The 23,596-nt window shown below is 70.3% G+C and carries 21 protein-coding genes; 13 read left to right on the forward strand and 8 right to left on the reverse strand.

The genetic code is table 11. From position 1 onward, the window contains the following. Positions 1 to 15: 15 nt before the first annotated feature. From C9I47_RS14085 to C9I47_RS14095, 3 genes are all read right to left on the reverse strand, one after another. Positions 16 to 567, reverse strand: a complete 552-nt coding sequence (locus C9I47_RS14085) for a hypothetical protein (protein WP_141481874.1) — start codon at positions 565 to 567, stop codon at positions 16 to 18. A gap of 84 nt (positions 568 to 651) precedes the next feature. Continuing rightward, entirely contained in the window at positions 652 to 1,080 is a 429-nt protein-coding gene (locus C9I47_RS14090; RefSeq protein WP_111267314.1) for an NfeD family protein, read from the reverse strand. A gap of 22 nt (positions 1,081 to 1,102) precedes the next feature. Continuing rightward, entirely contained in the window at positions 1,103 to 2,056 is a 954-nt protein-coding gene (locus C9I47_RS14095; protein WP_111267315.1) for an SPFH domain-containing protein, read from the reverse strand. A gap of 173 nt (positions 2,057 to 2,229) precedes the next feature. Here C9I47_RS14095 and C9I47_RS14100 point away from each other — a divergent pair, with 173 nt between their 5' ends. From C9I47_RS14100 to C9I47_RS14110, 3 genes are read left to right on the forward strand one after another with little or no spacing between them, the layout of a single operon-like run. Further along, positions 2,230 to 2,835, forward strand: coding sequence for an RNA polymerase sigma factor (locus C9I47_RS14100; RefSeq protein WP_111267316.1), 606 nt, complete (start codon positions 2,230 to 2,232; stop codon positions 2,833 to 2,835). Continuing rightward, positions 2,828 to 3,826: a hypothetical protein gene (locus C9I47_RS14105; RefSeq protein WP_145985529.1), complete on the forward strand. Its 999-nt coding sequence runs from the start codon at positions 2,828 to 2,830 to the stop codon at positions 3,824 to 3,826. Before C9I47_RS14100 ends, C9I47_RS14105 begins: the two co-directional genes overlap by 8 nt. Positions 3,827 to 3,874: 48 nt before the next feature. Next, positions 3,875 to 5,128, forward strand: coding sequence for a PDZ domain-containing protein (locus C9I47_RS14110; RefSeq protein WP_111267318.1), 1,254 nt, complete (start codon positions 3,875 to 3,877; stop codon positions 5,126 to 5,128). 109 nt (positions 5,129 to 5,237) lie between these two features. On the opposite strand, the gene C9I47_RS14115 is transcribed toward C9I47_RS14110, so the two are convergent. From C9I47_RS14115 to C9I47_RS14130, 4 genes are all read right to left on the reverse strand, one after another. After that, complete coding sequence (locus tag C9I47_RS14115; protein WP_223250151.1) at positions 5,238 to 6,242, reverse strand: DUF6607 family protein; 1,005 nt, start codon at positions 6,240 to 6,242, stop codon at positions 5,238 to 5,240. Positions 6,243 to 6,309: 67 nt separating this feature from the next. Further along, a complete protein-coding gene (locus C9I47_RS14120; RefSeq protein ID WP_111267319.1) occupies positions 6,310 to 8,595 on the reverse strand; it encodes a TonB-dependent hemoglobin/transferrin/lactoferrin family receptor in 2,286 nt (761 codons plus the stop codon). Between the two features lie 222 nt (positions 8,596 to 8,817). Then, positions 8,818 to 9,045 (reverse strand): hemin uptake protein HemP, encoded by a 228-nt coding sequence (locus C9I47_RS18300; protein WP_111267320.1) that lies wholly within the window; start codon positions 9,043 to 9,045, stop codon positions 8,818 to 8,820. Between the two features lie 792 nt (positions 9,046 to 9,837). Continuing rightward, positions 9,838 to 10,809, reverse strand: a complete 972-nt coding sequence (locus C9I47_RS14130) for an aldo/keto reductase (RefSeq protein ID WP_111267321.1) — start codon at positions 10,807 to 10,809, stop codon at positions 9,838 to 9,840. 340 nt (positions 10,810 to 11,149) lie between these two features. On the opposite strand from C9I47_RS14130, the gene C9I47_RS14135 reads away from it, so the two are divergent. The 9 genes from C9I47_RS14135 to C9I47_RS14175 all read left to right on the forward strand — a co-directional run bounded on the left by C9I47_RS14135 (position 11,150) and on the right by C9I47_RS14175 (position 21,560). Continuing rightward, entirely contained in the window at positions 11,150 to 11,752 is a 603-nt protein-coding gene (locus C9I47_RS14135; protein WP_223250152.1) for a TMEM165/GDT1 family protein, read from the forward strand. Positions 11,753 to 11,810: 58 nt separating this feature from the next. Beyond that, a complete protein-coding gene (locus C9I47_RS14140; protein WP_145985530.1) occupies positions 11,811 to 12,947 on the forward strand; it encodes a GGDEF domain-containing protein in 1,137 nt (378 codons plus the stop codon). A 133-nt stretch (positions 12,948 to 13,080) separates the two neighbouring features. Then, positions 13,081 to 14,376: a NupC/NupG family nucleoside CNT transporter gene (locus C9I47_RS14145; protein ID WP_223250153.1), complete on the forward strand. Its 1,296-nt coding sequence runs from the start codon at positions 13,081 to 13,083 to the stop codon at positions 14,374 to 14,376. 10 nt (positions 14,377 to 14,386) lie between these two features. After that, positions 14,387 to 15,367 (forward strand): ribokinase, encoded by a 981-nt coding sequence (locus C9I47_RS14150; protein ID WP_111268159.1) that lies wholly within the window; start codon positions 14,387 to 14,389, stop codon positions 15,365 to 15,367. 114 nt (positions 15,368 to 15,481) lie between these two features. Further along, positions 15,482 to 15,820, forward strand: coding sequence for a YegP family protein (locus tag C9I47_RS14155; RefSeq protein ID WP_111267325.1), 339 nt, complete (start codon positions 15,482 to 15,484; stop codon positions 15,818 to 15,820). Between the two features lie 363 nt (positions 15,821 to 16,183). Continuing rightward, on the forward strand, positions 16,184 to 18,322 hold the full coding sequence (locus C9I47_RS14160; protein ID WP_145985531.1) for a TonB-dependent receptor: 2,139 nt from the start codon (positions 16,184 to 16,186) through the stop codon (positions 18,320 to 18,322). A gap of 46 nt (positions 18,323 to 18,368) precedes the next feature. After that, positions 18,369 to 19,433, forward strand: coding sequence for a PepSY-associated TM helix domain-containing protein (locus C9I47_RS14165; RefSeq protein WP_190238517.1), 1,065 nt, complete (start codon positions 18,369 to 18,371; stop codon positions 19,431 to 19,433). A gap of 570 nt (positions 19,434 to 20,003) precedes the next feature. After that, entirely contained in the window at positions 20,004 to 21,032 is a 1,029-nt protein-coding gene (gene dusB, locus C9I47_RS14170; protein WP_111267328.1) for a tRNA dihydrouridine synthase DusB, read from the forward strand. 213 nt (positions 21,033 to 21,245) lie between these two features. Continuing rightward, positions 21,246 to 21,560 (forward strand): hypothetical protein, encoded by a 315-nt coding sequence (locus C9I47_RS14175; RefSeq protein ID WP_145985532.1) that lies wholly within the window; start codon positions 21,246 to 21,248, stop codon positions 21,558 to 21,560. Between the two features lie 94 nt (positions 21,561 to 21,654). On the opposite strand, the gene C9I47_RS14180 is transcribed toward C9I47_RS14175, so the two are convergent. Then, positions 21,655 to 22,716, reverse strand: a complete 1,062-nt coding sequence (locus C9I47_RS14180; RefSeq protein ID WP_111267330.1) for a metal-dependent hydrolase — start codon at positions 22,714 to 22,716, stop codon at positions 21,655 to 21,657. A 198-nt stretch (positions 22,717 to 22,914) separates the two neighbouring features. Between C9I47_RS14180 and C9I47_RS14185 the strand changes: the two genes are divergently transcribed. Next, on the forward strand, positions 22,915 to 23,586 hold the full coding sequence (locus C9I47_RS14185) for a hypothetical protein (protein ID WP_145985533.1): 672 nt from the start codon (positions 22,915 to 22,917) through the stop codon (positions 23,584 to 23,586). The last annotated feature ends 10 nt before the right edge of the window (positions 23,587 to 23,596 follow it).

A 23,596-nucleotide genomic window follows, 5' to 3' on the forward strand; every position in this document is an offset into this window, starting at 1 on the left:
CGATTATCCCAGATGTCAGCCCTCGTAGCCGTAGCCCTCGTTGGGGCAGCGAACTCCGGTGGCATCGACCTCATCCAGGCGCTCGGCCTCGAAGTCGAATGCCCAGGCCTGGTGGACCGGCTCGTACCACTCCCCGGCGGCCTCGGTCCGGGCGAGCGCGAGGACCACCGCGCGGCCGTCGTCCAGCGGCTCGCAACCCAGGTGGACGAAGGCGGCGCCCTCGATCGCCGGCCGCTCGACCGCCTCGAGCACGCGCCATACCGCGTGGTTGCCGTCGCGACCGACCTGCCTGAGCACCAGCGCGTGGGTCACGTGCGCCATGTCCTTTCCGTGTATCGAGATCGAATAGGCGCAGACACGGCTGTCGGGACCGGAGCCGGGCGCGGAAAAACAGGTGCCGCCCAGTTCGTCGAGCCCCGCTGGATACGGCGGCACTTCTCGGCCGACCAGGCTTTCGGTGGCGACGCTGTCCATCGCGGCGTCGCCGGAGCGTTCCTGTCCCGTCGCGCCGGCCGCCACCAGCCAGGCCACCATTCCCGCCGCGAGCCATCGTGTAATTGTCTGCATCGATACCGTCTCCCTGGTTCCGAAGGATTGCCCAAAGGATCGCCTAGCGGTTCCGCCCGACGGCCGCGTCGGCCCCTCTCCGCCTCAGCCGTTCCTGGCCACCTTCTCGACCTGCAGGGTCATGCCGTCGACCGCGACCACGCGCACCGCGGTACCCGCTTCCAGTTCCGGACCGCTGACGTCCCAGTAGGCATCGGCGATCTGCACCCGGCCGCGACCGTCGACGATGGCGCGCTCCAACGGCACCACCCGTCCGACCAGGGCCTCGGCGCGGCGGTTCAGCGCCGGACGGTCGCTCTGGCGCTCGTGCCCGCGGAACCAGGTCCGGTAGATCTGGATCGATACGAAGCTCAGCACCACGAACGCCGCCGCCTGCACCAGCACCGTCGGCTCGAACAACCACACCAGCACGAACACCGCCGCCGCGGCGAAGCCCAGCCACAGCATGAACGCGCCCGGCGCCAGCGCCTCGGCCGCGAACAGCAGCAACGCCGCCGCGGCCCAGGTGGTCATCGTCCAGTTCCATTCCACCGGCTCAGCCTCCGATCCGCGGCGGTGTGCGCACCGCCGGCTCCTGGTCGGCCAGCGCGGTCCTGGCCAGTTCGGCGATACCGCCCAGCGAGCCGATCACGCCGGCGGACTCCATCGGCATCAGGATGAACTTCTGGTTGGGCGCCTCGGCCAGCGCCTTGAACGCCTCGACGTACTTCTGCGCCACGAAATAGTTGATCGCCTGCACGTTGCCGCGCGCGATCGCGTCGGACACCATCTGGGTCGCCTTGGCCTCGGCCTCGGCCAGGCGCTCGCGGGCCTCCGCCTCGCGGAACGCGGCCTCGCGGTCGCCCTCGGCGTCGAGGATCGTCGACTGCTTCTCGCCTTCGGCCTTGAGGATCGCCGCCTGCCGGAAACCCTCGGCCTCGAGGATGTTCGCGCGCTTCTCGCGCTCGGCCTTCATCTGCCGGGCCATCGCATCGACCAGGTCCTTGGGCGGCTGGATGTCGCGGATCTCGATGCGGGTGACCTTGACCCCCCACGGGTTGGTGGCCTGGTCGACCACGCTCAGCAGTTGGGCGTTGATCGCCTCGCGCTGGCTCAGCGACTCGTCCAGGTCCATCGAGCCGATCACGGTGCGGATGTTGGTCTGCACCAGGGCGATCATCGCGACCTCCAGGTTGGCGACCTCGTAGGCGGCCTTGGCGGCGTCGAGCACCTGGAAGAACACCACGCCGTCGACCTTGACCACCGCGTTGTCCTTGGTGATCACGTCCTGCGAGGGAACGTCGAGGACCTGCTCCATCATGTTGATCTTGCGGCCGACGCCATAGACCACCGGAATCAGGAAGTGCAGGCCGGGGGTCATCGTGTGGGTGTACTTGCCGAAACGTTCGACCGTCCATTCGAAGCCCTGCGGCACCATCCGCACGGTCTTGAACATAATCACCACGCCGGCGAACAACAGCACCAGCGAAACCAGCGAGCCAAGTTCCATGGTTCCCCTCCCGTATCGGCGGATATCGAGTATAGGGCGCGCCGGTGAAGGCGGCTCCACCCCGCCCCCGGGGCCGCGTCGCGCCGGCGGCGGGGCGTCCGCCGTCCACGCGACGGACGCAGGCGACGGACGGCTGCGACGGTTTGTCCGCCGGGTGCATCCTTGACCTACGAATGCCGACCACCTCGTCCTTCGCGATCGACGTACCCGACAGCCTGCTCGCCCGTGCGCGTGCCGGCGAGCGCGCCGCGTTCGAGCAGCTGTACCGCCGGTTCGAGCGGCCGGTGTTCACCCTCGCCCTGCGGATCTGCGGCGACCGCGAAGAGGCGGCCGAGGTCCTGCAGGACACCATGCTGAAGGTGCTGGGTCGGATCGCCGAGTTCCGCGGCGACAACGGCAGCCCGTTCTGGGGCTGGTTGCGCCAGGTCGCGGTCAACCAGGCGCTGATGCGGTTGCGCCAGCAGCGTCGCTTCGCCCATGACGTCGCCCTGGAGGACGACGACTGGCTTCAGGACGACGGCCCGCTGCCGGCGGCGGCGGCCGATGCCGCGCAGCTGCAACGGGCGCTGGCCGCGCTGCCGGCGCTGACCCGCAGCGTGCTGTGGCTGTACCACGCCGAGGGCTACACCCACGAGGAGATCGCCGCACTGATGCAGCGCACCGCCAGCTTCTCCAAATCGCAGGTCGCGCGCGGCAGCCGGCGCCTGCGGCAACTGCTCGAAACCGGTCCGTCAGCGGAGGCCGGGCGCGAGACGCTTCAGGAGACCCGCCATGCCTGACATGGGATTCCCGCACCACGGCCTGCCGCGCGACCGCGACAACGGCCGCCGCCCCCCGCCCGACTGGAGCCAGGCGCTGTCGTCGCTGCCGCTCGATACGCCGGATTCGGACGGCTGGGCGCGACTGGCCGCCTGCCTGCCGGTCGCCGGCGCGGACACCGCGCCCCCGGCGCCACGATCGGCACCCGGCCCAGGTCCCCACACCAGAGCGCGCCAGCACCGTCGCCGCGTGGCCGGGCTCGCCGCGGCCGCGGTGCTCGCCGCGGTCGTGGCGATGCCGCTGCTGCGAACCGGCCCCTCGGCACCCGACCCGGTGCGGACGCCACCACCGCACACCGGCAGCGTGGCTGCCGATCCGACGTCGGCATCCGCGATGGCGGACGAACCGGTGACCGGTCCGCGGCACGCGCAGGCCGCGACGGCCGCCGCGACGACACCGGCGGTTGCCGCCACCGACCCGTCCGCCACCGACGACGCACGGACCGCCGACAGGCGCCCCGGCGACACCGATGCCGCCGCCCCGACCTCGACGGCATCGACGCCGATGCCGACGGCCCCCGATCGCGCCCCGACGATCGCTCCGGCCCCGCAACCCGACGGCACCCGGGTCGCGGTCGCCGACCGACGCCCGCTCTCCGACGCTGCAACCGCGACCGCAACAACGGCCGCACCCAGCGCCACCGACATGGACGCCGACGACGATGTCGCGCGCCTGGAGGCGGAATCCGCGCGCCTGGAAGCGCTGATCGCGATCGCCCGCGACGACAACGTCGGCAGCGCGGCGGCGACTGTGCTGACCGCCTCGCTCGATGAGCGCATCGGCCGGATCGACGGCGCCCTCTCGCAACCCGGACTGGATCGCGACAGCCGGCTGCGGCTCTGGCGCTCCCGTGTCGATGCCCTGCACGAACTGGCCGGGGTCGAAACCACCCAGCGCTGGCTGTCGGCGCGCGGCGAATCCTGGGACGCCGCCCTGGTCCAGGTCGACTGACCCCCTCCCCTCCCCCTGCAACAGCATTCCAACGATGAAGAGGACGCCATGAAAGCCATTTCCCCCCGAGTACTCGCGCTGGCCTGCGCCGCGGCCCTGGTGGTCGGCCTGGGTCCGGTTCTGGCGGCCGATGGCGACGCCGCCAAGGCTCGCGAACTCGACGCCGCGCGTGCCGAACTCGACCGTGCCGCGCGCCGGGTGGCCGAGCTTTCCCGCGAATTGGGCCGCCCGCATGCGGCGTCGCGGATGATCGAACAACGTATCGCCCGTCGCCCGGTGCTGGGCGTGGTGCTGGCCGCGGACCCGGACCGCGGCACCCGCATCGCCGCGGTCACCCCCGGCAGCGCCGCCTCCAGCGCGGGGCTGCGCGGCGGCGACCGGTTGATCAGTGTCGATGGCGCCGCGATCGCCGGCACCGACGGCGAGGACCGCCTTGCCAGCGCACGCGAGTTGTTGTCGGACCTGTCCACCGACACCGCGGTGACGATCGGCTACATGCGCGACGGCAAGCGTGCCGAAGCGAAAGTCACGCCACAGGTGAACGAACGGGTGATGGTGTTCCGGAGCCTGGACGACGGCACCCGGCTGGCGCGGGGCGGGGTGCGGATGCTGCGGGACGGGGACGGCCTGGTGACGATCGAGGCCGACGGCATCGAGCACCTGCGGCCGGGCATCGGCCACCGCGTGCTGCGCGGCCACGACGGGGCCGTGATCGAACTCGACGACGAGGCCCTCGACTTCGACATCGACCGGGTCGAGGACATGGCGATCGCGCCCCAGGTCCGGACCCAGGTGATCCGGCTCGGCCGCGAGGCCTGCAAGGATGGGCACTGCGCCGCCCCCGCGCTGCTGGAGGCGTTCCGCTGGAACGGCCTGAACCTGGCGTCGGTGGACAAGGACCTGGGCCGCTACTTCGGCACCGACACCGGCGTGCTGGTGCTGAGCACCGGTCCCGAACTGGCCGGGCTGCAGGCCGGCGACGTGATCCGCAAGGTCGACGGCAACGCCGTGACCACACCGCGCGAAGCGATGGCGGCATTGCGCGGCAAGGCCTCCGGCGAACGGGTCGCGGTCGAGTACCTGCGCGATCGCCGCGCCGCGACCGCCCAGGTCACCGTGCCCGAGCCGCGGGTGTTGAACCTGCCACCGCCACCGGCACCACCGGCGCCGCCCGCCGCGCCGCGTCCGCCCAGGCCGCCCGCCGTGCCGCGCCCGCCCGCGCCGCCTGCGCCGTCGGCACCTGCCGCACCGGCGCCGCCGTCACCGCCATCGGCACCGTCCGCCGGCCTCGCCTTCGTCTGATCGAGGCACCTCCAGTGGTGCCCGTTCATCCCCGGCCCCGGCGCGTCGCAGGCGCCGGGGTTCTTCTGTCTGCGGCATGCGGGGGCAGGACGCAGGGGCTGGCACGCGGTCAGCGCGCTGGCGACGCCCCCGGTGACGTCGCCGGTGACGTCGCCGGCTCGACCCACTTGGCGAACACCGCATCGATTTGGTCATCGCCGACCGTACCGCCCTCCTCCAGCGTGCCGGCCTGCTCGAACAGCGGAATGATCATCGCCATGCCGTCGATCTCGGTCTTCAGGTGCGCGCCCGGCGCACGGGTCAGATAGGCGTCCCAGCGCGCGCGCACCTTCGCCCAGAAGTCCCGGGTCGCGTCCCAGTACCTGTAGGCGGCGCCGAAGTCGATGTCCTCGGCCCTCTGGTAGTCGTTGAAGCCGAACTCGCGGACCAGTTCGACCTGGCTGCCGTCGGGCTTGCGCAGCACCTTGGTATTGAACTGCTCATGGGTCCAGCCGTTCGCGGTTACGGTGTGGCGGTTGACCACCGACAGCGCGTTGTAGTCCTCGCGCTTGGTGTACTCGCGGCGCGGCAACGGCCGCCAGCTCGGATCGCTGGTCCAGGTCGAGACGCCGTCCTTGTGTTCCCAGCGGCCGGTGCCGCAGTAGCGCGGCGCGTCGCTGACCTCGTAGACGCACTGCGTCCACGCGCCCTGGTTGAGCGTCGGCGCGACCGGGTGCACGGTCCAGGTCTGGTCGGCGCTGAACTCGAACCGGTTGGACGCCTGGTAGACCCAGTCCTGGCGCCAGTGCTTGGTCACGTGCTGGCTCTTGGCGTCGACCAGGATGTGCTGCAGGACGATGCGACCGGGGCTGTCCTCGACCACGATCACGGTCTCGTCGGCGCCGCTGCGCATCGCCGGCTTGCGCTCGTAGCCGGGCTGCAGACGCACGGTCTCGTCGAAGGCGAAGTCGACGATGTATTCGCCCCGCATCGCCAGGATCGCGGCGCGATCGCGGGCGAGGTCATCGGCGGAGCGGTCGCCGGCACGGGCGGCGCCGGCAGACAGCACACAGGCGAGCGCAAGGCCGGCGAAGGCCACGGCGGTCGTCGCGGAGGATCGGATATGCGGATTCATGATGGATTCCCCTGGCTGGCTGGAGCGTGCTTGAAGTGCGGGAAGCGTCGGCTGCGATCGGCGTGCATCACCAGTTCACCGACAGGCTGACGCCGACGTTGCGGCCGGGCGCGGTATAGCGGTCGAGCGTGTCGCTGCTGGCCAGCACACCGACCGGCAGGTCGCCGCTGGCCCAGTACGTGCGATCGGCCAGATTGAACACGCCGGCGTTGACGGTCGTCCCCGGCGCGAAGTTCCAGTGCGCGAGCAGGTCGAGCACGCCATGGCCCGGCGTCGCGAACTGGGTGTCCTGCGGAAGATCGCGCTTGCGCGCGGCGAAGCGGCCGGCCAGTTCGACGCCCCAGTTTTCCTGGTCGTAGGCCAGGCCGAGGGTCGCGCGCAGCGGGTCGATGCCGGCCAACGAGGTGCCATCGGCGCGATCCTCGCCCTGCGACCAGGAGGCCGCGCCGCGCAGCGACCAGCCCTCCAGGGCCGGACTGAAGCCGCCGAACTCCATCCCGCCGCTGAACTCGACGCCATAGATCTCGGCGTCGGCGACGTTGCGCGACTGGAACACCATCAGTCCCTGTTGGTTGAAGCCGATGAAGCCCAGCGATTCGATGAAGTCGTCGTAGCGGTTGTAGTAGGCCGACAGGCTGGCGTAACCCTTATCGCCCATGAAGCGCAGACCGGTCTCGACGCCGTCGCTGGTCTCCGGCTTCAGGTCGGGGTTCGGGATCGCGGTGTAGCCGAACTGCAGGTTGGTGAAGCCGAGATTGACGTCGTTGTACGGCGGCGCGCGGAACCCGTGCGCGTAGCCGGCGAACAGCGACCAGTCCTCGGCGAAGCGCCACACCACGCCCAGCTTCGGCGACACGCTGGTCTCGTTCAGATCGCTGACCGCGACGCCCGGGTTGTCCTCGGCGAAGATCGAATCCACCTCCGGCTGCAGCCGGTAGTGGTCGATGCGAAGGCCCGGCACCAGGCTGACCCGGCCATCGGCGAAGCGCATCTCGTCCTGCACGTACAACGCCGCGGTGGTGGTCTCGCTGTTGGGGAAATCGCGCACCGGGAACACATCCGGCGGCATTGCCGGCGAACTCGATCCGTCCGCGTACAACACCCGGCCATCGCGCTTCTGGCGCACGCGGTCGCGCGACAGCTCCAGGCCGTAGGTCAAGGTGTGATCGACGCGACCGGTGGCGAAGTCCTTGCGCAGGTTCGCCTGCAGTCCGTACTCGCGCTGATCGAAGTTGAACGAACGCTCACGCACGTGCGCGCCGGCGCTGGCGGTGACGCGCGCCTCGCGGGTGTCCTGGATGGTTTCGCTGTCCTGACGATAGACCTGCACGTGCAGGCTGTCGGCGAACGCGCGATCGAGCGCATCCGCCTCCCATGCCAGCGATATCCGCGCACGGGTCTGATGATCGTCGCCGTCCATCGCGGTGGTGGTCGCGCCGGTGAAGGGCTGGAAGCCGAGCGCGGAACGCACGTCGGTCCCGGTGCTGTCCTCGTTGCCCTCCACGGTCAGGCGCAGGCGGCTGTCGGTGCCGGTCGCGTACAGCAGCTTGGCCAGCAGACTGCGGCCGTCGCGCTCCTGCGGGTTCGGCGCGGTGCGGGCGCTGCCGTCGCTGCGGTCCTCGCCCTTGTTGTCGGTTTCCCGACCCTGGTGGTGACCGACCGCGACCAGGCCGCTCCAGCGTTCGCCCGCGAACGCGCTGGTGACGCCACCGAACAGGCCCTGCCAGTCGCCGTCGTAACCGAGCTTGATGCCCAGATGGCTGTCCTTGCCGGCATCCAGGTAGTCCTCCGGGTCCTTGGTGATGAAGGCGACCACGCCGCCGAGCGCATCCGAGCCGTACAGCGCACTGGAGGGGCCGCGCACGACCTCGACCGCCTTCAGGGTGTCGAGGTCGACGAAGTTGCGATTGGCATTGGAGTAGCTGCCGATCGAGAACGCGTCCGACACCGAAATGCCGTCGGTGACCAGGCGCACCCGATTGCCGCCCAGGCCGCGGATGCGGATGTCGCCGATGCCGAAGCGGACCGGATCGGAGGTGACGGTGACCCCGGGCTCGTAGCGGAACAGGTCCTTGAGGTCGCGGGTGATGGTCGCGTCCATCTCCTCGCGCGAGATCGCCGACACCGTCGCCGGCACGTCGGCGATCGCGCGTTCGGTACGGGTCGCGGTGACGACGACACGATCCATCTCGGCCGCCGAGGACGCGGCTGCGGTGACGAGCGTGTCGTCGCCGCCGGCGGGCGCCCCGGCGAAGGCCGGCAGTGCGGCCAGGACCGCCAACGCCAGCACGCTTGGCGGTGCGAGGCGGGAAACGAGGGATCTGGGGACGGAATTTCGGTACGGCTGCGGCATGCTGGCGACTCGTGATGGGACCGAGGCGGGCTGGCAGCTGCATCAACAGCGGGCTGGCGACCTGGCGGAATGGAAACGCATGCGACGGCGACAGGGCCTTCGCATGCGGAGGAAGGGGCCGCGATCGCATCGGCGAAAGCGGATGTCGCCGTCCATGGCGACCGGCCACCGGCGTCGGGGGAGAGAGAACCCGCCGGTGACGAACAGGGGCGCGGGCGGGCGCTACTTGGTCAGGATCAGCTTGTCGTTGCGGGTGTGGCGCAGACGGTAGACCTCGTCGCCGTGACGGATCAGCACTTCACGGGTACCGCGCAACAGAGCATCGCTGTCGAGCAGGGCGCCGCGCGGAGGCACGGGCGGCAGCGAGCGCTCGAGTGCACGCTCGACGGGACGGGTCGGGAACGGAGCTACAGCGGCGGACGGGACGGCGATCGACTGGCGCAGGGACATGGTCGTGGCTCGTTCGGGGTGAGACACGAATGATAATAATTCTCATTAGCGAGTCAAGGACCTGTGCCCCTCCCCTGCCCCGCAGGAGCGGCGCAAGCCGCGAGAACCCTCCCAGGAAAGCCTCATCGCGGCTCACGCCGCTCCGACAAGAAGGCCCATCACTCCTGTAGGAGCTGCGTAAGCTGCCGCCGGGCCTTCCCATGAAAGCTCCATCGCGGCTCACGCCGCTCCTACGGCATGAATGCATGGACCCAGCCCCCTGAGTCAGGGGGCGATTCGTGCCATCGGCGCGAATGGGGGTGTGGAAGCGCAACGGCGGGGCCCAGGGTTTGCGTAGCAAACCTTGGGAGATATCCGGGCGCAGCCGGATATCGTTCCCCCCTGAGTCAGGGGGCGATTCGTGCCATCGGCGCGAATGGGGGTGTGGCAGCGCAACGGCGGGGCCCGTGGTTTGCGTAGCAAACCTTGGGAGATATCCGGGCGCAGCCGGATATCGTTCCCCCCTGAGTCAGGGGGCGATTCGTGCCATCGGCGCGAATGGGGGTGTGGAAGCGCAACGGCGGGGCCCATGGTTTGCGTAGCAAACCTTGGGAGATATCCGGGCGCAGCCGGATATCGTTCCCCCCTGAGTCAGGGGGCGATTCGTGCCGCAGGCACGAATGGGGGTGTGGAAGCGCAACGGCGGGGCCCAAGGTTTGCGCAGCAAACTTTGGGGATTTCCGGGCGCAGCCCGGGAATCGCGGCTCACGCCGCTCCTACGCGAACAGGTCCCGGGGCGAGAGGCCCCCGGCGTTACGCCACCGCCGCCTTGACCCGCTGCCAGCCGGCCTCGCCGATCCGCTCCAGCACCTCCAGCGCCTGCAGGTTCTGTTGCAGCTGCTCGACGTGCGAGGCGCCGAGGATCACGCTGGAGACGTGCGGGTTGCGCAGGCACCAGGCGATCGCCAGCGCGGCCGGCGCCTCGTCGAGTTCGGTGGCGACGCGGGTGAAGCGGCGCACCCGTTGCAGACGCGCCTCGCCGCTGTCGCCCAGCAGGTGCTCGCGCAGCCAACCCATCGTGTCGTGGCCGAGCCGGGTGTCCTCGGGTACGCCCTGGTTGTACTTGCCGGTCAGCAGGCCCGACGCCAGCGGCGACCACACCGTGGTCCCCATCCCGTACTCGGCGTACAGCGGCGCGTATTCGAGCTCGACCCGCTCGCGGTGCAGCAGGTTGTACTGCGGCTGCTCCATCGCCGGCGCCTGCAGGTGATTCGCGCGTGCGTGCTTGTGCGCCTCGCGGATCTGCGCGGCCGACCATTCCGAGGTGCCCCAGTACATCACCTTGCCCTGGCGGACCAGCGCGTCCATTGCCTGCACGGTTTCCAGGATCGGCGTGTCCGGATCGGGACGATGGCAGAAGAACAGGTCGAGGTAGTCGACCCGCAGACGCTTCAGCGCGGCGTTGCAGGCGTCGTTCAGATGCTTGCGCGACAACCCGCGCTGGGTCGGCGCCGGGTCGGAGACGCTGCCGAAGAAGGCCTTGCTCGACACGCAATAGCCATCGCGCGGCAGGCGCAGGTCGGCGATCACGTCGCCCATCACCCGTTCGGCCTCGCCGTGCGCGTAGTTCTCGGCGTTGTCGAAGAAGTTGACCCCATGGTCCCAGGCGCAGGCGACCAGGTTGCGTGCCTGCGAGCGCCCGATCTGTGCGCCGAAGGTGACCCAGGCGCCGAACGACAGCGCGGACAGCTGAAGGCCCGAGGATCCGAGGCGGCGGTACTGCATTGAGAGCTCCCATGGCGGCAGGGTGGCGGACGAGGACGACGCCACCGGCGGTGCGCGCCGACACTGAACGGGTCCGGCTATGCCCCAGTGTATCGGGCCGACGCTCCCGGCGGACTCGGTTACAATCCCCGCGCTCTTCCTCCGGGGAGTAGCCCACCGGCACCGCGAGGTCGCCGGGGCATCGCGTCAACACACTTGGCCGGCAGGCCATGGCGCATGCAGTCCCGTGGCCCTGCGCCGCGACGACCGGGCAAGACCGAAGGCAGGCGTTGCGCGTACCCGGGCCGGGCCGCGTGGCGTCGGCCTTCGCGCCTTGCGAATGCCCGGCCCCGGAGTCGAAATGGACGCAATGCCCTTTCTTTCATCCCCAGGTTCCACCACCCTGCTGTCGACCGGCACGGTCGCGCTCGCCGAGATCGGCGACAAGACCCAGTTGCTGGCGTTGATGCTGGCCGCGCGCTTCCGGCGGCCGTGGCCGATCGTCGCCGGCATCCTGGTCGCGACCCTGCTCAACCATGCCCTGGCCGGCTGGATCGGCACCCTTGCCGCGTCCTGGTTGCGTCCGGACGTCCTGCAGTGGATCGTCGCCGCCAGCTTCTTCGCGGTCGCGCTGTGGACGCTCAAGCCGGACAAGCTCGACGACGGCGAGGCCCTGCCCGCGCGCGGCGCCTTCATCGCCACCACGATCGCCTTCTTCATCGCCGAGATCGGCGACAAGACCCAGCTCGCCACCGTGCTGCTCGCCGCCCGCTACTCGCCGCTGTGGGAGGTGGTGCTGGGCACCACCCTGGGCATGCTGGCGGCCAACGTGCCGGTGGTCGTGCTGGGCAGCCGCTTCGCCGCGCGTCTGCCGCTGAGGGCGGCCCGGCTGACCGCGGCGACGGTGTTCATGGCGCTGGCGGCATGGGCGTTGTGGAGCGCGCTGTCGGCGCCGACACCCTGAACGCGCCGCCGCGCTATCCTGCGCCGGTCGGCCTGGAACGGGTCAGCGGGGAGCAGGCGTGCTCGCAACGGACAATGGGTTGAAGGCCATCGTCTCGTCGCTGCTGTCGCGGCCGGACGAGATCATGCTCGAGATCGGCGCCAGCGGCGAGCTGGCGGTGGCGCGACTGCGCGCGGTGATCGCCGGCATCCTGCTGTTGCTGCCGCTGACCAACATGCTGGGCGGCGGCAGCATCGACGAGAACCTGATCGGCCTCGCCGGCGCGGTCATCGTCAACGTCATCTCCCAGGTCTGGCTGGCGCTGGCGCGCCGGCGCCGCCATTTCCGCTGGCTGCCGTTCGTGACCACGGTATTCGATGTCAGCCTGACCACCCTGGTGCTGGTGCTGCTGGCCTCCTACCACCTGCCGGCGGCACTCAACAGCCTGATCGTCTGGTGCGGCTACCTGCTGGCGATCCTGCTGACCGCGCTGCGCAGCGACGGCCGGGTCACCCTGCTTGCCGGCGCCATGGCGCTGGCCCAGTACGGGCTGCTGATCCTGGCGGTGTTCTCGATCGCCCAGTCGCCGGAGGAGCTGATTTCCACCGACTACGGCACGGTCACCAGCGCCAGCCAGTGGCAGCGGCTGATCCTGCTGGCGATCGCCACCCTGATCACCACGATGGTGGTCTACCGGATGCAGCAGCTGGTGCAGATGTCCGGCACCGACGGCCTGACCGGCCTGCCCAACCGCACCTGGCTGATCCACCGGATGCCGCGACTGTTCGAGGCCGCCGACATCGACAGCAGCAGCCTGACCGTGGCGCTGATCAACCTCGACCACTTCCGCCGGCTCAACGACGAGATGGGCCACGGCGGCGCCGACCGCGCGCTGCAGGACCTGGTCGGGCTGCTCAACGGGCTGGTCGATTCCGGCGAATGGCTGGCGCGGGTCCGTGGCGACGAGTTCGTGCTGATCCTGCGCAAGCCGATCGGCACCGCCTGGGAACGGGTCGACGCGCTGCGCCGGATCGTCGCCGATCACAGCTTCGAGCCCGACCGCAGCAGCGAGCCGATACGCATGTACTTCAGCGCCGGCCTGGCCTGCTACCCCAACGACGGCCGCAGCCTGTCGGCCCTGCTGCGCCGCGCCGACCGCCGCCTGCAGGTGGCCAAGCGCAGCGGCCGCAACCGGGTCGTGCTGCGCGAGGAGTGAGAGCTCCGGGCCCGGCCCCGGCCTCGCCCACCGCCCCTGCGACCGCCCGCCGGGCGCGTTCTTCGAGCCCCTGCAACCTGCTAGTCTGCATCCTCGTTTGGACAGGCCATGGGTGGCCGCAGGGGAGAATCGAGTGGAAATATTGACCCGGATCGGGTTCGGCCTGTTCGGCCTGGCCGTGTTGCTCGCCATTGCCTGGATATTCTCGACCAACCGCAAGGCGATCAACTGGCGGCTGATCGGACTGGGCCTGGGATTGCAGCTACTGATCGCCGGGTTCGTATTGCTGACGCCGTGGGGCGCGAGCGTGTTCGACGCGCTGTCCAGCGGCTTCGTCAGACTGCTGGGGTTCACCACCGAGGGCGCCCGCTTCATCTTCGGCGACTTCACCGATCCGGATAAGTTCGGCTTCGTGTTCGCGTTCCAGGTGCTGCCGACGATCATCTTCTTCGCCAGCTTCATGAGCGTGCTCTACCACCTGGGGGTCATGCAGAAGATCGTGCAGGGCATGGCCTGGGTGATCACCAAGATGATGCCGGTCTCCGGCGCGGAAACCCTGTCGGTCTGCGCCAACGCCTTCATCGGCCAGACCGAGTCGCCGCTGGTGGTCAAGCCCTACATCTCGAAGATGACCGAATCCGAGCTGCTGACCCTGATGGTCGGCGGCATGGCGACGATCGCCGGCGGCGTGCTCGGCGCCTACGTGATGCTGCTGGGCGGCGGCGACGCCACCCTGCAGGCGTTCTATGCCAAGCACCTGATCACCGCCAGCATCATGGCCGCGCCGGCGACCCTGGTGATCTCCAAGATGCTGGTGCCCGAGACCGCGACCCCGCTGACCCTGGGCACGGTGCAGATAGGCGTCGAGAAGACCACCACCAACGTGATCGACGCCGCCGCCGCCGGCGCTTCCGACGGCCTCAAGCTGGCGCTGAACGTCGGCGCGATGCTGCTGGCCTTCATCGCCCTGATCGCCCTGCTCAACGCCCCGCTGCAGTGGCTGGGCGAGGTCACCGGTCTGCAGGACTGGCTGGGCCGCCCGACCGACCTGGCGACCCTGCTCGGCTATGTGCTGTCGCCGCTGGCCTGGGCGATCGGCGTGCCGTGGCAGGACGCCCCGACCATCGGCGGCCTGATCGGCACCAAGGTCGTGCTCAATGAATTCGTCGCCTACGTGCAACTGGGCGAGATCGTGCGCGGCAACGTCGAGGGCGTGACCCTGACCGATCAGGGCCGGCTGATCGCGACCTACGCGCTGTGCGGCTTCGCCAACTTCAGCTCGATCGCGATCCAGATCGGCGGCATCGGCGGGATCGCCCCGGAACGTCGCCACGACCTGGCCCGGTTCGGTCTGCGCGCGGTGCTGGGTGGCTCGATCGCCACCCTGATGACCGCGACCATCGCCGGCGTGCTGACCCATTTCGCCTGAGGTGAGCATGATGGCGAAGCGCGTGATCGTGGTCGGTTCCTTCAATGTCGACCACGTGTGGTCGGTGGCCCGCCTGCCGCGGCCGGGCGAGACCCTCGCCGGCGAATACGGCAGCGGACCGGGCGGCAAGGGCTTCAACCAGGCCGTCGCCGCGGCCCGCTCCGGTGCCGCGGTGCGCTTTGCCTGTGCGCTGGGCGACGACGCCGGCGGGCAGCTGGCGCGCGCCCTGGCCGCGGACGACGGCATCGCCCTGCACGTCCTGGCCAGCGATGCGCCTACCGGTACCGCCGGCATCTACGTCGACCGCGACGGCCGCAACTCGATCGTGATCGGTCCCGGCGCCAATGCGGCGCTGTCGGCCGACCATGTGCGCGAGCTCGGGGCGGACCTGGCCGATGCGGGGACCGGCGTGGTGCTGGCGCAGCTGGAAACGCCGGCCGAGGCCATCGCCACCGCGTTCGCGCTGGCCCGCGAGCACGGTGTCGCCACCCTGCTCAACCCGGCCCCGGCCGACGCCGAGGTGACGCCCGGGCTGTGGGCGTTGACCGACCTGACCACGCCCAACGAGACCGAGTTCTGCACCCAGTTGCAACGGCTTGGCCACGATGCCGATCCCGACACCCTCGCCGGCCTCGCCGACGACGACCTGCACGCGCTGTGCCGGCGCCTGCTGCCGCACGGCACCGTCGTGATCACCCTCGGCGCGGCCGGCTGCTTCGTCTCGCACGCCTCCGGACACCTGCGCGGAGACGGCGCGGCCTGCTATCGCCAGCCGGCACCCCGGGTCGAGGCGATCGACACCATCGGCGCCGGCGACGCCTTCAACGGCGCCCTGGCCGCGTCGCTGGCCCGGGCCGGCGAGAAGCCGTTCGCCGAACACATCGCGCATGCGGTCCGCTACGCAGCGCTGTCGACCGAACGCCGCGGCGCGGCGCTGGCGATGCCGCGGGCCGCGGATGTCGCCGCACGCTTCGATACCGGCGCATCCTGAACAGCCGTCGACACCGGCTTATCGCGGCCATGACGCCGCGATAACAAGTCCTGCCCTAGCCTCCGGGTGCAAATCTCAAATTTGAGACTTGCATCACAAATTTGGAGCGCAGGCATGGCCGGTCGATTCGAGATCACGACCCGCAGCACTGGCGAGTTCCAGTTCAACCTGCTCGCGGGCAATGGACAGGTGATCCTCAGCAGCGAGGGTTACACCGCCAAGGCGGCGTGCCGGAACGGCATCGACTTGGTCAAGCGCTACAGCGAGCACGACGAGTTCTTCGAGCGCCTGACCACCAGCGACGGCCGACCCTACTTCAACCTCAGGGCCGGCAACGGCGAGGTGATCGGGCACAGCCAGCCCTACAGCAGCCCGACCGCGCGCAACAACGGCATCGATGCGGTGATGGTCAACGCGCCCAGCGCGCGGGTGGTCGACAAGACGCTCTCTTGAGCACCGAGGGCTGTCCGGTTTTCGTAGGAGCGTCGTAAGCCTGCGATTCCCGGGCTGCACCCGGGAGTCCCCAAAGTTTGCTGCGCAAACCCTGGGCCCCGCCGTTGCGTTGCCACACCCCCATTCGCGCCGATGGCGCGAATCGCCCCCTGACTCAGGGGGTTGGGTCCATGCGTTCATGCCGTAGGAGCGGCGTGAGCCGCGATCCCCGGGCCGCGCCCGGGAGTCCCCGAAGCATGCCAGGCGAACCCCGGGCGCCTTCATTGCGACGGCCCGATCCCATGCAGGCAGGCCCCGGTCGCCGTTTAAATTGAGAATCGTTCGCACTACCATACGCACCCCATTCGCGTATTGGATGTGCCGATGCACCGCCCCTCCGTCCTGGCCTGCGCCCTGTTGGCCGCCCTCCCGGTTTCCCATGCGTTCGCCCAGGACGGCGGCGATTACGAAAGCGCCGGAAGCGCGACCGAGTTGGACCGGATTACCGTGTCCGCCAGCACCAGCCGCATCCCGGACTCTGAAGCGGCGCTGCCGAACACCATCACCATCATCGATCGCGAACAACTGCAGCAGCAGTTGGCGATCACCCAGGACATCACCCAGGTGCTGGCCAGCCTGGTGCCGTCGTTCACCCCGGCACGGCAGAAGATGACCAATGCCGGCGAGTCGCTGCGCGGGCGCAAGCCGCTGTACCTGGTCGACGGCGTGCCGCAGTCCACGCCGCTGCGTGCCGGCGGCCGCGACGGCCACACCATCGACGCGGCGATGATCGAGCGCATCGAGGTCATCCACGGCGCCAACGCACTGCAGGGCCTGGGCGCCTCCGGCGGCATCATCAACATCATCACCAAGCGCGCGCCGCGCGAGGACGGCGCGAGCTTCCACGATGTCGCCGTCGCCGCCAGCAGCGCGCTGCCGCACGAGAGCGACAGCACCGGCTACCGCGCGTCCTACCTGTTCGGCACCCGCAAGGGTGCGTTCGACTTCGTCGGCGGCGCTTCCCATGCCCGCGAGGGCCTGTACTACGACGGCGACGGCGACGCGCTGGCGGTCGACGCGGTGCAGGGCGACCTGATGGACTCCCAGAGCCTGAACCTGTTCGCCAAGGGCGGCTGGAGCATCGACCCGGAGCGACGCCTGCAACTGAGCATCAACCGTTTCGAGATCGAGGGCGATGGCGACTACCTGACCGTGCCCGGCGACGTCGCCGCCGGCATTCCGGCGACCTCGACCCGGGGCCACCCGCCGATGCGGGCGCCGCGCAACCTGATGACCCAGGCCTCCCTGGACTACACCGACCGCTACCTCGCCGGCGGCCATTTCCAGGCCCAGTTCTACTGGGCCGACTTCGCCGGACGCTACGGCTCGTCGCTGTGGCGCAACTTCCTGGGACCGGGCAGCGACGACCTGACCACCCAGTCGGAGAACGTGTCGAAGAAGATCGGCAGCAAGCTCACCTGGTCGCGCGACAACATCGGCGACCTGCCGCTGCGCCTGACCCTGGGCCTGGACGCTTCGCGCGACACGACCTCGCAGCGACTCCATGGCGAGGACGGCAGCCGCTGGTACTGGGTGCCTGAAACCGAATACTCCGCGATCTCGCCTCTGCTGCAGGCCGAGTACCGGATCGGCTCCGTCCTGCTGAGCGGCGGCCTGCGCCATGAGCGCGGTCGGCTCGAGGTCGACGACTTCACCACCCTGCCGCGCTATGGCAGCCAGCGCGTCGTGGGCGGCTCGCCGAAGACCAGCGAGACCCTGCCCAACTTCGGTGTGGTGTGGGAGGCCACCGGTGCGTTGAAGCTGTACGCGTCCTACTCCGAAGGCTACACCGTCGCCGACATCGGCCGGGTGCTGCGCGCGATCGACCTGCCCGGCCAGCGCGTCGACAATCTGGTCGACCTGCAGCCGGTGGTTTCCGACAATCGCGAGATCGGCCTGGACTACGACGACGGCCGCTGGGTCGCGCACCTGGCCGGGTACTGGTCCGATTCCGACCTCGGCTCGCGGCTGGACTTCGACCCTGCGACCGGCGCCTACAACGTCGCCCGCGAGCGCACCGAGATCCGTGGCATCGAGGGCAATGTCGCGTTCCGCTTCTCCGAGGCCGGCCGCATCGGCCTCGCCTATGCCCGCACCGAGGGCCGCTACGACAGCGACGGCGACGACCGTGTCGACAGCGACATCCCGGGCGTCAACATCAGCCCGGACCGGGTCACCGCCTTCTGGACCCAGCGCTGGCTGCCGCGCTTCGATACCCGTCTGCAGGCCAGCCATGCCTTCGATCGCGACTTCGACGGTTCCGGCGAGGACTTCGAGGGCTACACCACGGTCGATCTGATCGGCCGCGTCGGCCTGCCGACCGGCACGCTCAACATCGGCATCGAGAACCTGCTCGGCGAGCAGTACATGACCTACTACTCGCAGGTCCGCCCGCCGCGCGATGACGGCTACGTCGCCGGTCGCGGCCGGGTGCTCACGGTGGGCTGGTCGCACCGGTTCTGAGCGCGCACGCTCGGCGCTGGCGTCCCGGCACTGCGATGATCGGCGGATGAACCGCCCCCGCACCTCCCGTCCACGCCGCCTGCGGGCGGCGCTGGCCTGGCTGCACCTGTGGTTCGGGCTGGTGCTGGGCGGTGTGTTCGCCGTGGTCGCGCTGGCCGGGACGGTACTGGTGTTCCATGTCGAACTGCTGCGCCTGCAGTACCCGCACCTGACCCGCCACGAAGCGGTCGCGCGGGCACCGGTGCTGGAACGGATCGTCGACCAATGGGGGCCGCGGGGCCTGCGTTCGCTGGACCTGCCGCGCGAGGCGTTGCCGGTCTGGCAGGGCTACTTCGCCGACGGTCGTCGCGGCTACTTCTCGCCGACCGACGGCAGCCTGCTGCTGACCCGCAGCCATCGAGACGACTGGTTGCTGTGGCTGCACGAGCTGCACGTCGAACTGCTCGCCGGCAAGGTCGGCAAGGAGGTGCTCGGCATCGTCGGCTGGGTCGCGCTCGGGCTGCTGCTCAGCGGCCTGTACCTGTGGTGGCCCAGGCGCAGCCAGTGGCGCGCGCACCTGCGCTTCCACGCCGGCCCACCGACCCGGCGCTGGCTGAGCTGGCACCGCAGCAGCGGCGCGATCATCCTGCCGCTGGTGCTGCTGGTCACCCTGACCGGAGTCGGGATGATCTACTCCAACGGCTTCCGGACGGCGCTGACCGCGCTGTTCGGCGGCGCCACCCACACCGCGCCCACGACCGACCCGGCCACCTCGCCTCCGCAGTGGCAAGCGGTGCTGTCGCAGGCGCTCACCGCGCTGCCGGGCGCGCGGGTCAACCGGGTATCGGTGCCCAGGGAAGGCGGCCCGGTCGCATTCCGTGCCCGTGCCGCCGGCGAGTGGCACCCGGTCGGACGCAGCACCATTCACCTCGCCGGCGACGGCGCGGTCCTGCAGGTCGTCGACGCCAGTGCCGACCCCGCCGGCACCCGTATCCACCAGGCCATCTACCCGCTGCACATCGGCGCGGTCGGCGGCACCGCGATGCGCTGGCTGACCGCGCTGGCCGGTCTGATGCCGGCCTTCCTGCTGGTCACCGGCTTCCTGCTCTGGCGCGCGCGCAAGCGCGGCTGAGGGCGCGCGCCCGGCGCTCGTAGGAGCGGCGCAAGCCGCGAGGGCTTTCACGGGACGCCCCCATCGCGGCTTACGCCGCGCCTATGGTATGGAGGCATCGCCCAGCCCCCTGAGTCAGGGGGCGATTCGTGCCGTAGGCACGAATGGGGGTGTGGAGACGCAACGGTGGGGCCCAAGGTTTGCGAAGCAAACTTTGGGAGATATCCGAGCGCAGCCGGATATCGTCCCCCCCTGAGTCAGGGGGCGATTCGCGCCGCAGGCGCGAATGGGGGTGTGGAGACGCAACGGTGGGGCCCAAGGTTTGCGAAGCAAACTTTGGGAGATATCCGAGCGCAGCCGGATATCGTCCCCCCTGAGTGAGGGGGCGATTCGCGCCGCAGGCGCGAATGGGGGTGTGGAAGCGCAACGGCGGGGCCCAAGGTTTGCGAAGCAAACTTTGGCGATTCCCGGGCGCAGCCCGGGGATCGCGGCTTACGCCGCGCCTACGGTGATCCAGCACCCTGCCGCAGGAGCGGCGTGAGCCGCGATGCCGCACCAGGGCGGGCCGGCATCGCGGGTAGAATGCCCGCCATGTCGACCGGAAGCTTCCAGATCGGCCGCCACGTCATCGCCCCGCGGGTCATCCTCGCGCCGATGGCCGGCGTCACCGACAAGCCGTTCCGGGTGCTGTGCAAGCGCCTGGGCGCCGGGCTGTGCGTGTCGGAGATGACCACCTCCGATCCGCGCTTCTGGAACACCGCCAAATCGCGCCACCGGATGGACCACGACGGCGAGCCGGACCCGATCAGCGTGCAGATCGCCGGCACCGTGCCGGAGGTGATGGCCGAGGCCGCGCGCCACAACGTCGATCATGGCGCCCAGATCATCGACATCAACATGGGCTGCCCGGCGAAGAAGGTCTGCAATGCCTGGGCCGGCTCGGCGCTGATGCGCGACGAGACGCTGGTCGCGCGCATCCTCGCCGCGGTGGTCGCCGCGGTCGAGGTGCCGGTCACGCTGAAGATCCGCACCGGCTGGGCCGCCGACCAGAAGAACGCGCTGGCGATCGCGCGCATCGCGCAGGACTGCGGCATCGCCGCGCTGGCGGTGCACGGGCGCACCCGCGACCAGCAGTACACCGGCGTCGCCGAGTACGACACCATCGCCGAGGTCAAGGCGGCGCTGTCGATTCCGGTGTTCGCCAACGGCGACATCGATTCGCCGCACAAGGCCGCGCAGGTGCTGCGCCACACCGGTTGCGACGCGGTGCTGGTCGGCCGTGCGGCCCAGGGCCGGCCGTGGATCTTCCGCGAGATCGCCCACTACCTCGCGACCGGCGAACGGCTCGCGCCGCCGTCGCTGGCCGAGGTGCGCGACATCCTGCTCGACCACCTGCGCGCCCTGCACGCGTTCTACGGCGAGACCTCCGGCGTGCGCATCGCCCGCAAGCACCTGGGCTGGTACGCGAAGGACCGGCCCGAACACACCGACGAGCAGCGGGCCGGATTCCGCGCGGTGGTCAACCGCGCCGAGAGCGCCGAGGCGCAGCTGAGCCTGACCCGCGACTACTTCGACGCGCTGGTCGCCGGGGTGCCGCCGCGCCTGCCCGTCGCGGCCTGAATCGCCGCCGCGGCGGTCGGGTTGCAACCGCCCGTCGGCCAAAGCCGACACGATTCGAAAACTGCTTCGCGATCCGCGTGACTGAAGTCAGGGGGGCGTATGGCCGATGTGCGCGGACGCGGCGGGGTGTTCAATGAAGTCGCCGGGACGCCCCTACCGGCAACATCCCGTTGCCGCGTCCCGGTCGGACCTGGTCCGGTCAGGAGGCCCCCCATGAAAGTGCAGATCGCAACACTCGTGCTCGCCACGGCAGCCGCACTACCCGCCTGGGCAGGCAACGACCCCATCACCGAACTGTCAGGCATCACCGGCCTGAGCGAACGCAAGGTGCAGATGGTGCTCGGCAACCGCACCGCCTATGCCGAGTATCGCTACACCTACGACCGCAGCGTCAAGGCGTTCACCCGCGCCGTCGGCGAGGAGAACTTCCATCGTCTGCTCAACGGCGAGGAAGTCGCCCTGCGCGACGCGCAAGGGCGCGAGGTGGTCATCCAGATCCACCGCGACGTCCCCTCCGCCGCGCTGTAACCGCCACCACGCCGGGAGGGGGGAGCCGGCGTCCGTCAACAGCCCCCGGGCACGGCACGCCGTGCCCGGCTCGCATTCGCCACCCGTCGCGCGCTCAGCCGCCCGGCGTCGCGGTCGCCGACACGCCGGCCGCCACCGGCTCGGCCGTAGGCTCCGGCGAATGCCATATCCGTTGCCAGAGTCCCGCCAGGCGGCGGCTGGCCTGCCACGGCCACTCCAACTGCCGCGGCGGAATTTCCCGCCACTGCGCACCGTCGCGCTCGGCCACCGCGAAGCGGAAGCTGTAATCGGGCTCGGCGCCCATGCGCAGGTCCGACAGCACCAGTTCCCCGTCGCGCTGCTCGGCCTTCATGAAGCCGCGGTTGAACCAGTCCAGCCGGCGCACGCTCGGGTAGTCGGCCACCTGCATCCACGCACGCATGTCCGACCGATAGCGGCGGAACTGCATCGGACCGCGATCGGCGACCAGCGAGCGCTCGCCTTCGACGAAGCCATCGGGCGTGATCGCGACCACCCGCCACAGCAGGATGTTGAACGGCATCGGCACCGAGAAGCGCGGCGCCCCGGCCAGGCCGGCATCGGCCAGCGCCCGTCCGGCCTCGCGCTCGACCATCGCCTTCGCCCCCAGCGAGGCGGCCAGGTACGACGTGCTCAGCGCCAGACCGAGCACCAGCGCCCGTCCGCCGAGGCGGCGTTCGCGCGCGAACCAGGCGATCGCGCAGGCCAGCAGCAGCCACACCGTATAGAGCGGGTCGATGATGAACACGCTCGACCACATCGCCGGCCGCACCGGCAGCGGCCACAGCAGTTGGGTGCCGTAAACGGTGAACGCGTCCAGCAGCGGATGCGTGCACAAGGCCAGCTGGATCGCCCAGAACCAGCGCCGCGGCGCGGCGGCGACCCGGCCACCGCGGCGCCGGCACCCTTCCCAGATCATCCAGGCGACGAACGGCAGCACCAGCAGGGAATGGCTGATGCCCCGGTGCCAGGTCATCCGCTGCACCGGGTCGTCGGTCAGCAGGTTGATCGGCAACACGTCAAGGTCGGGCAGGGTGCCGAGCGCGGCCCCGGCCAGCAGTGCCGCGCGGCGGTGGCCCGCCGGCGCGATCGCGGCCGCCAGCGCGCCGCCGAGAACGATCTGGGTGAGTGAATCCATGCGGGGATGCTACCGGTTGTCGGCCGTCCGCGCGGCCTCGCCGCGATGCCTGCCGATACCCGTGTGCCGTTGCGGCCGCGTCGATGGCCGCCAACCGGCCCCTCGATGCGTTCTGCATCAGGTACAGGGGGCCTTCACCGCATGCTCTCCGATCACCGCGCACGCGGCGGCCGGCGGCGCCCGACCGTGGAGACCCGTGTGTCCGGATTCGCAAGCAGCCGCTGGAGCCTGGTCGTCAACGGCGGCGGCCATCCCCGCCAGGCGCGCACCGCCCTGGTCGCGATCTGCCAGGACTACCGCTGCACGGTGCTGGGCCATCTGCGCGGGCTGGGTTGCGGCGACGACGAGGCCGGGGATCTGGCCCGGGACTTCTTCGCCTGGCTGCTCGCTCCGGGCGCGGCCGGCGTCGCGGCCTGCGCACCCGATCGCTTCCGCCCGTTCCTGCGGGACGCGCTGGCGCGGTTCCTGGACGATCGCGGCGCCGCCCCGAGCACCCGCGCCTCCCCGACCGCTGCGTTCGACCACGCGTGGGCGCTGGCCGTGCTGCGCAATGCCGGGCGTGCGCTGGAGCGCGAGTACCGCGCCGAGGGGCGCGAGAGGCTCCATGAAACCCTGATCGGCCTGCTGGTCCCGGTCTACGGCAACGGCGGCGAGCCGGTCGCGGACGCACTCGCCCACCGTCTGGTCGCCGCGGCCCGGCTCGGCACCGACGTGGACGGCGTCGCAACGCAGCTGGCGCGGATGCACCGGCGCCTGCGCGAGCTGATCCTCGCCGAACTGTCGCAGACCGTATGCGACAGCGCCGGACTGGAGGCGGAGTACGCGCTGCTGCTGCGCGAGCTCGGAGCGCTGTACCGCGACGACGCCTGAAGCCCGCGCC

It is taken from the genome of Marilutibacter maris (assembly GCF_003233695.1).
Taxonomy (GTDB): domain Bacteria; phylum Pseudomonadota; class Gammaproteobacteria; order Xanthomonadales; family Xanthomonadaceae; genus Marilutibacter; species Marilutibacter maris.

Bases quoted from the DNA above. Each gene is read 5' to 3' on its own strand.
- C9I47_RS14085 (WP_141481874.1), bottom strand. From the start codon at position 567: ATGCAGACAATTACACGATGGCTCGCGGCGGGAATGGTGGCCTGGCTG.
- C9I47_RS14090 (WP_111267314.1), bottom strand. From the start codon at position 1,080: ATGACCACCTGGGCCGCGGCGGCGTTGCTGCTGTTCGCGGCCGAGGCG.
- C9I47_RS14095 (WP_111267315.1), bottom strand. From the start codon at position 2,056: ATGGAACTTGGCTCGCTGGTTTCGCTGGTGCTGTTGTTCGCCGGCGTG.
- C9I47_RS14100 (WP_111267316.1), top strand. From the start codon at position 2,230: ATGCCGACCACCTCGTCCTTCGCGATCGACGTACCCGACAGCCTGCTC.
- C9I47_RS14105 (WP_145985529.1), top strand. From the start codon at position 2,828: ATGCCTGACATGGGATTCCCGCACCACGGCCTGCCGCGCGACCGCGAC.
- C9I47_RS14110 (WP_111267318.1), top strand. From the start codon at position 3,875: ATGAAAGCCATTTCCCCCCGAGTACTCGCGCTGGCCTGCGCCGCGGCC.
- C9I47_RS14115 (WP_223250151.1), bottom strand. From the start codon at position 6,242: ATGAATCCGCATATCCGATCCTCCGCGACGACCGCCGTGGCCTTCGCC.
- C9I47_RS14120 (WP_111267319.1), bottom strand. From the start codon at position 8,595: ATGCCGCAGCCGTACCGAAATTCCGTCCCCAGATCCCTCGTTTCCCGC.
- C9I47_RS18300 (WP_111267320.1), bottom strand. From the start codon at position 9,045: ATGTCCCTGCGCCAGTCGATCGCCGTCCCGTCCGCCGCTGTAGCTCCG.
- C9I47_RS14130 (WP_111267321.1), bottom strand. From the start codon at position 10,809: ATGCAGTACCGCCGCCTCGGATCCTCGGGCCTTCAGCTGTCCGCGCTG.
- C9I47_RS14135 (WP_223250152.1), top strand. From the start codon at position 11,150: ATGGACGCAATGCCCTTTCTTTCATCCCCAGGTTCCACCACCCTGCTG.
- C9I47_RS14150 (WP_111268159.1), top strand. From the start codon at position 14,387: ATGGCGAAGCGCGTGATCGTGGTCGGTTCCTTCAATGTCGACCACGTG.
- C9I47_RS14155 (WP_111267325.1), top strand. From the start codon at position 15,482: ATGGCCGGTCGATTCGAGATCACGACCCGCAGCACTGGCGAGTTCCAG.
- C9I47_RS14160 (WP_145985531.1), top strand. From the start codon at position 16,184: ATGCACCGCCCCTCCGTCCTGGCCTGCGCCCTGTTGGCCGCCCTCCCG.
- C9I47_RS14165 (WP_190238517.1), top strand. From the start codon at position 18,369: ATGAACCGCCCCCGCACCTCCCGTCCACGCCGCCTGCGGGCGGCGCTG.
- dusB (WP_111267328.1), top strand. From the start codon at position 20,004: ATGTCGACCGGAAGCTTCCAGATCGGCCGCCACGTCATCGCCCCGCGG.
- C9I47_RS14175 (WP_145985532.1), top strand. From the start codon at position 21,246: ATGAAAGTGCAGATCGCAACACTCGTGCTCGCCACGGCAGCCGCACTA.
- C9I47_RS14180 (WP_111267330.1), bottom strand. From the start codon at position 22,716: ATGGATTCACTCACCCAGATCGTTCTCGGCGGCGCGCTGGCGGCCGCG.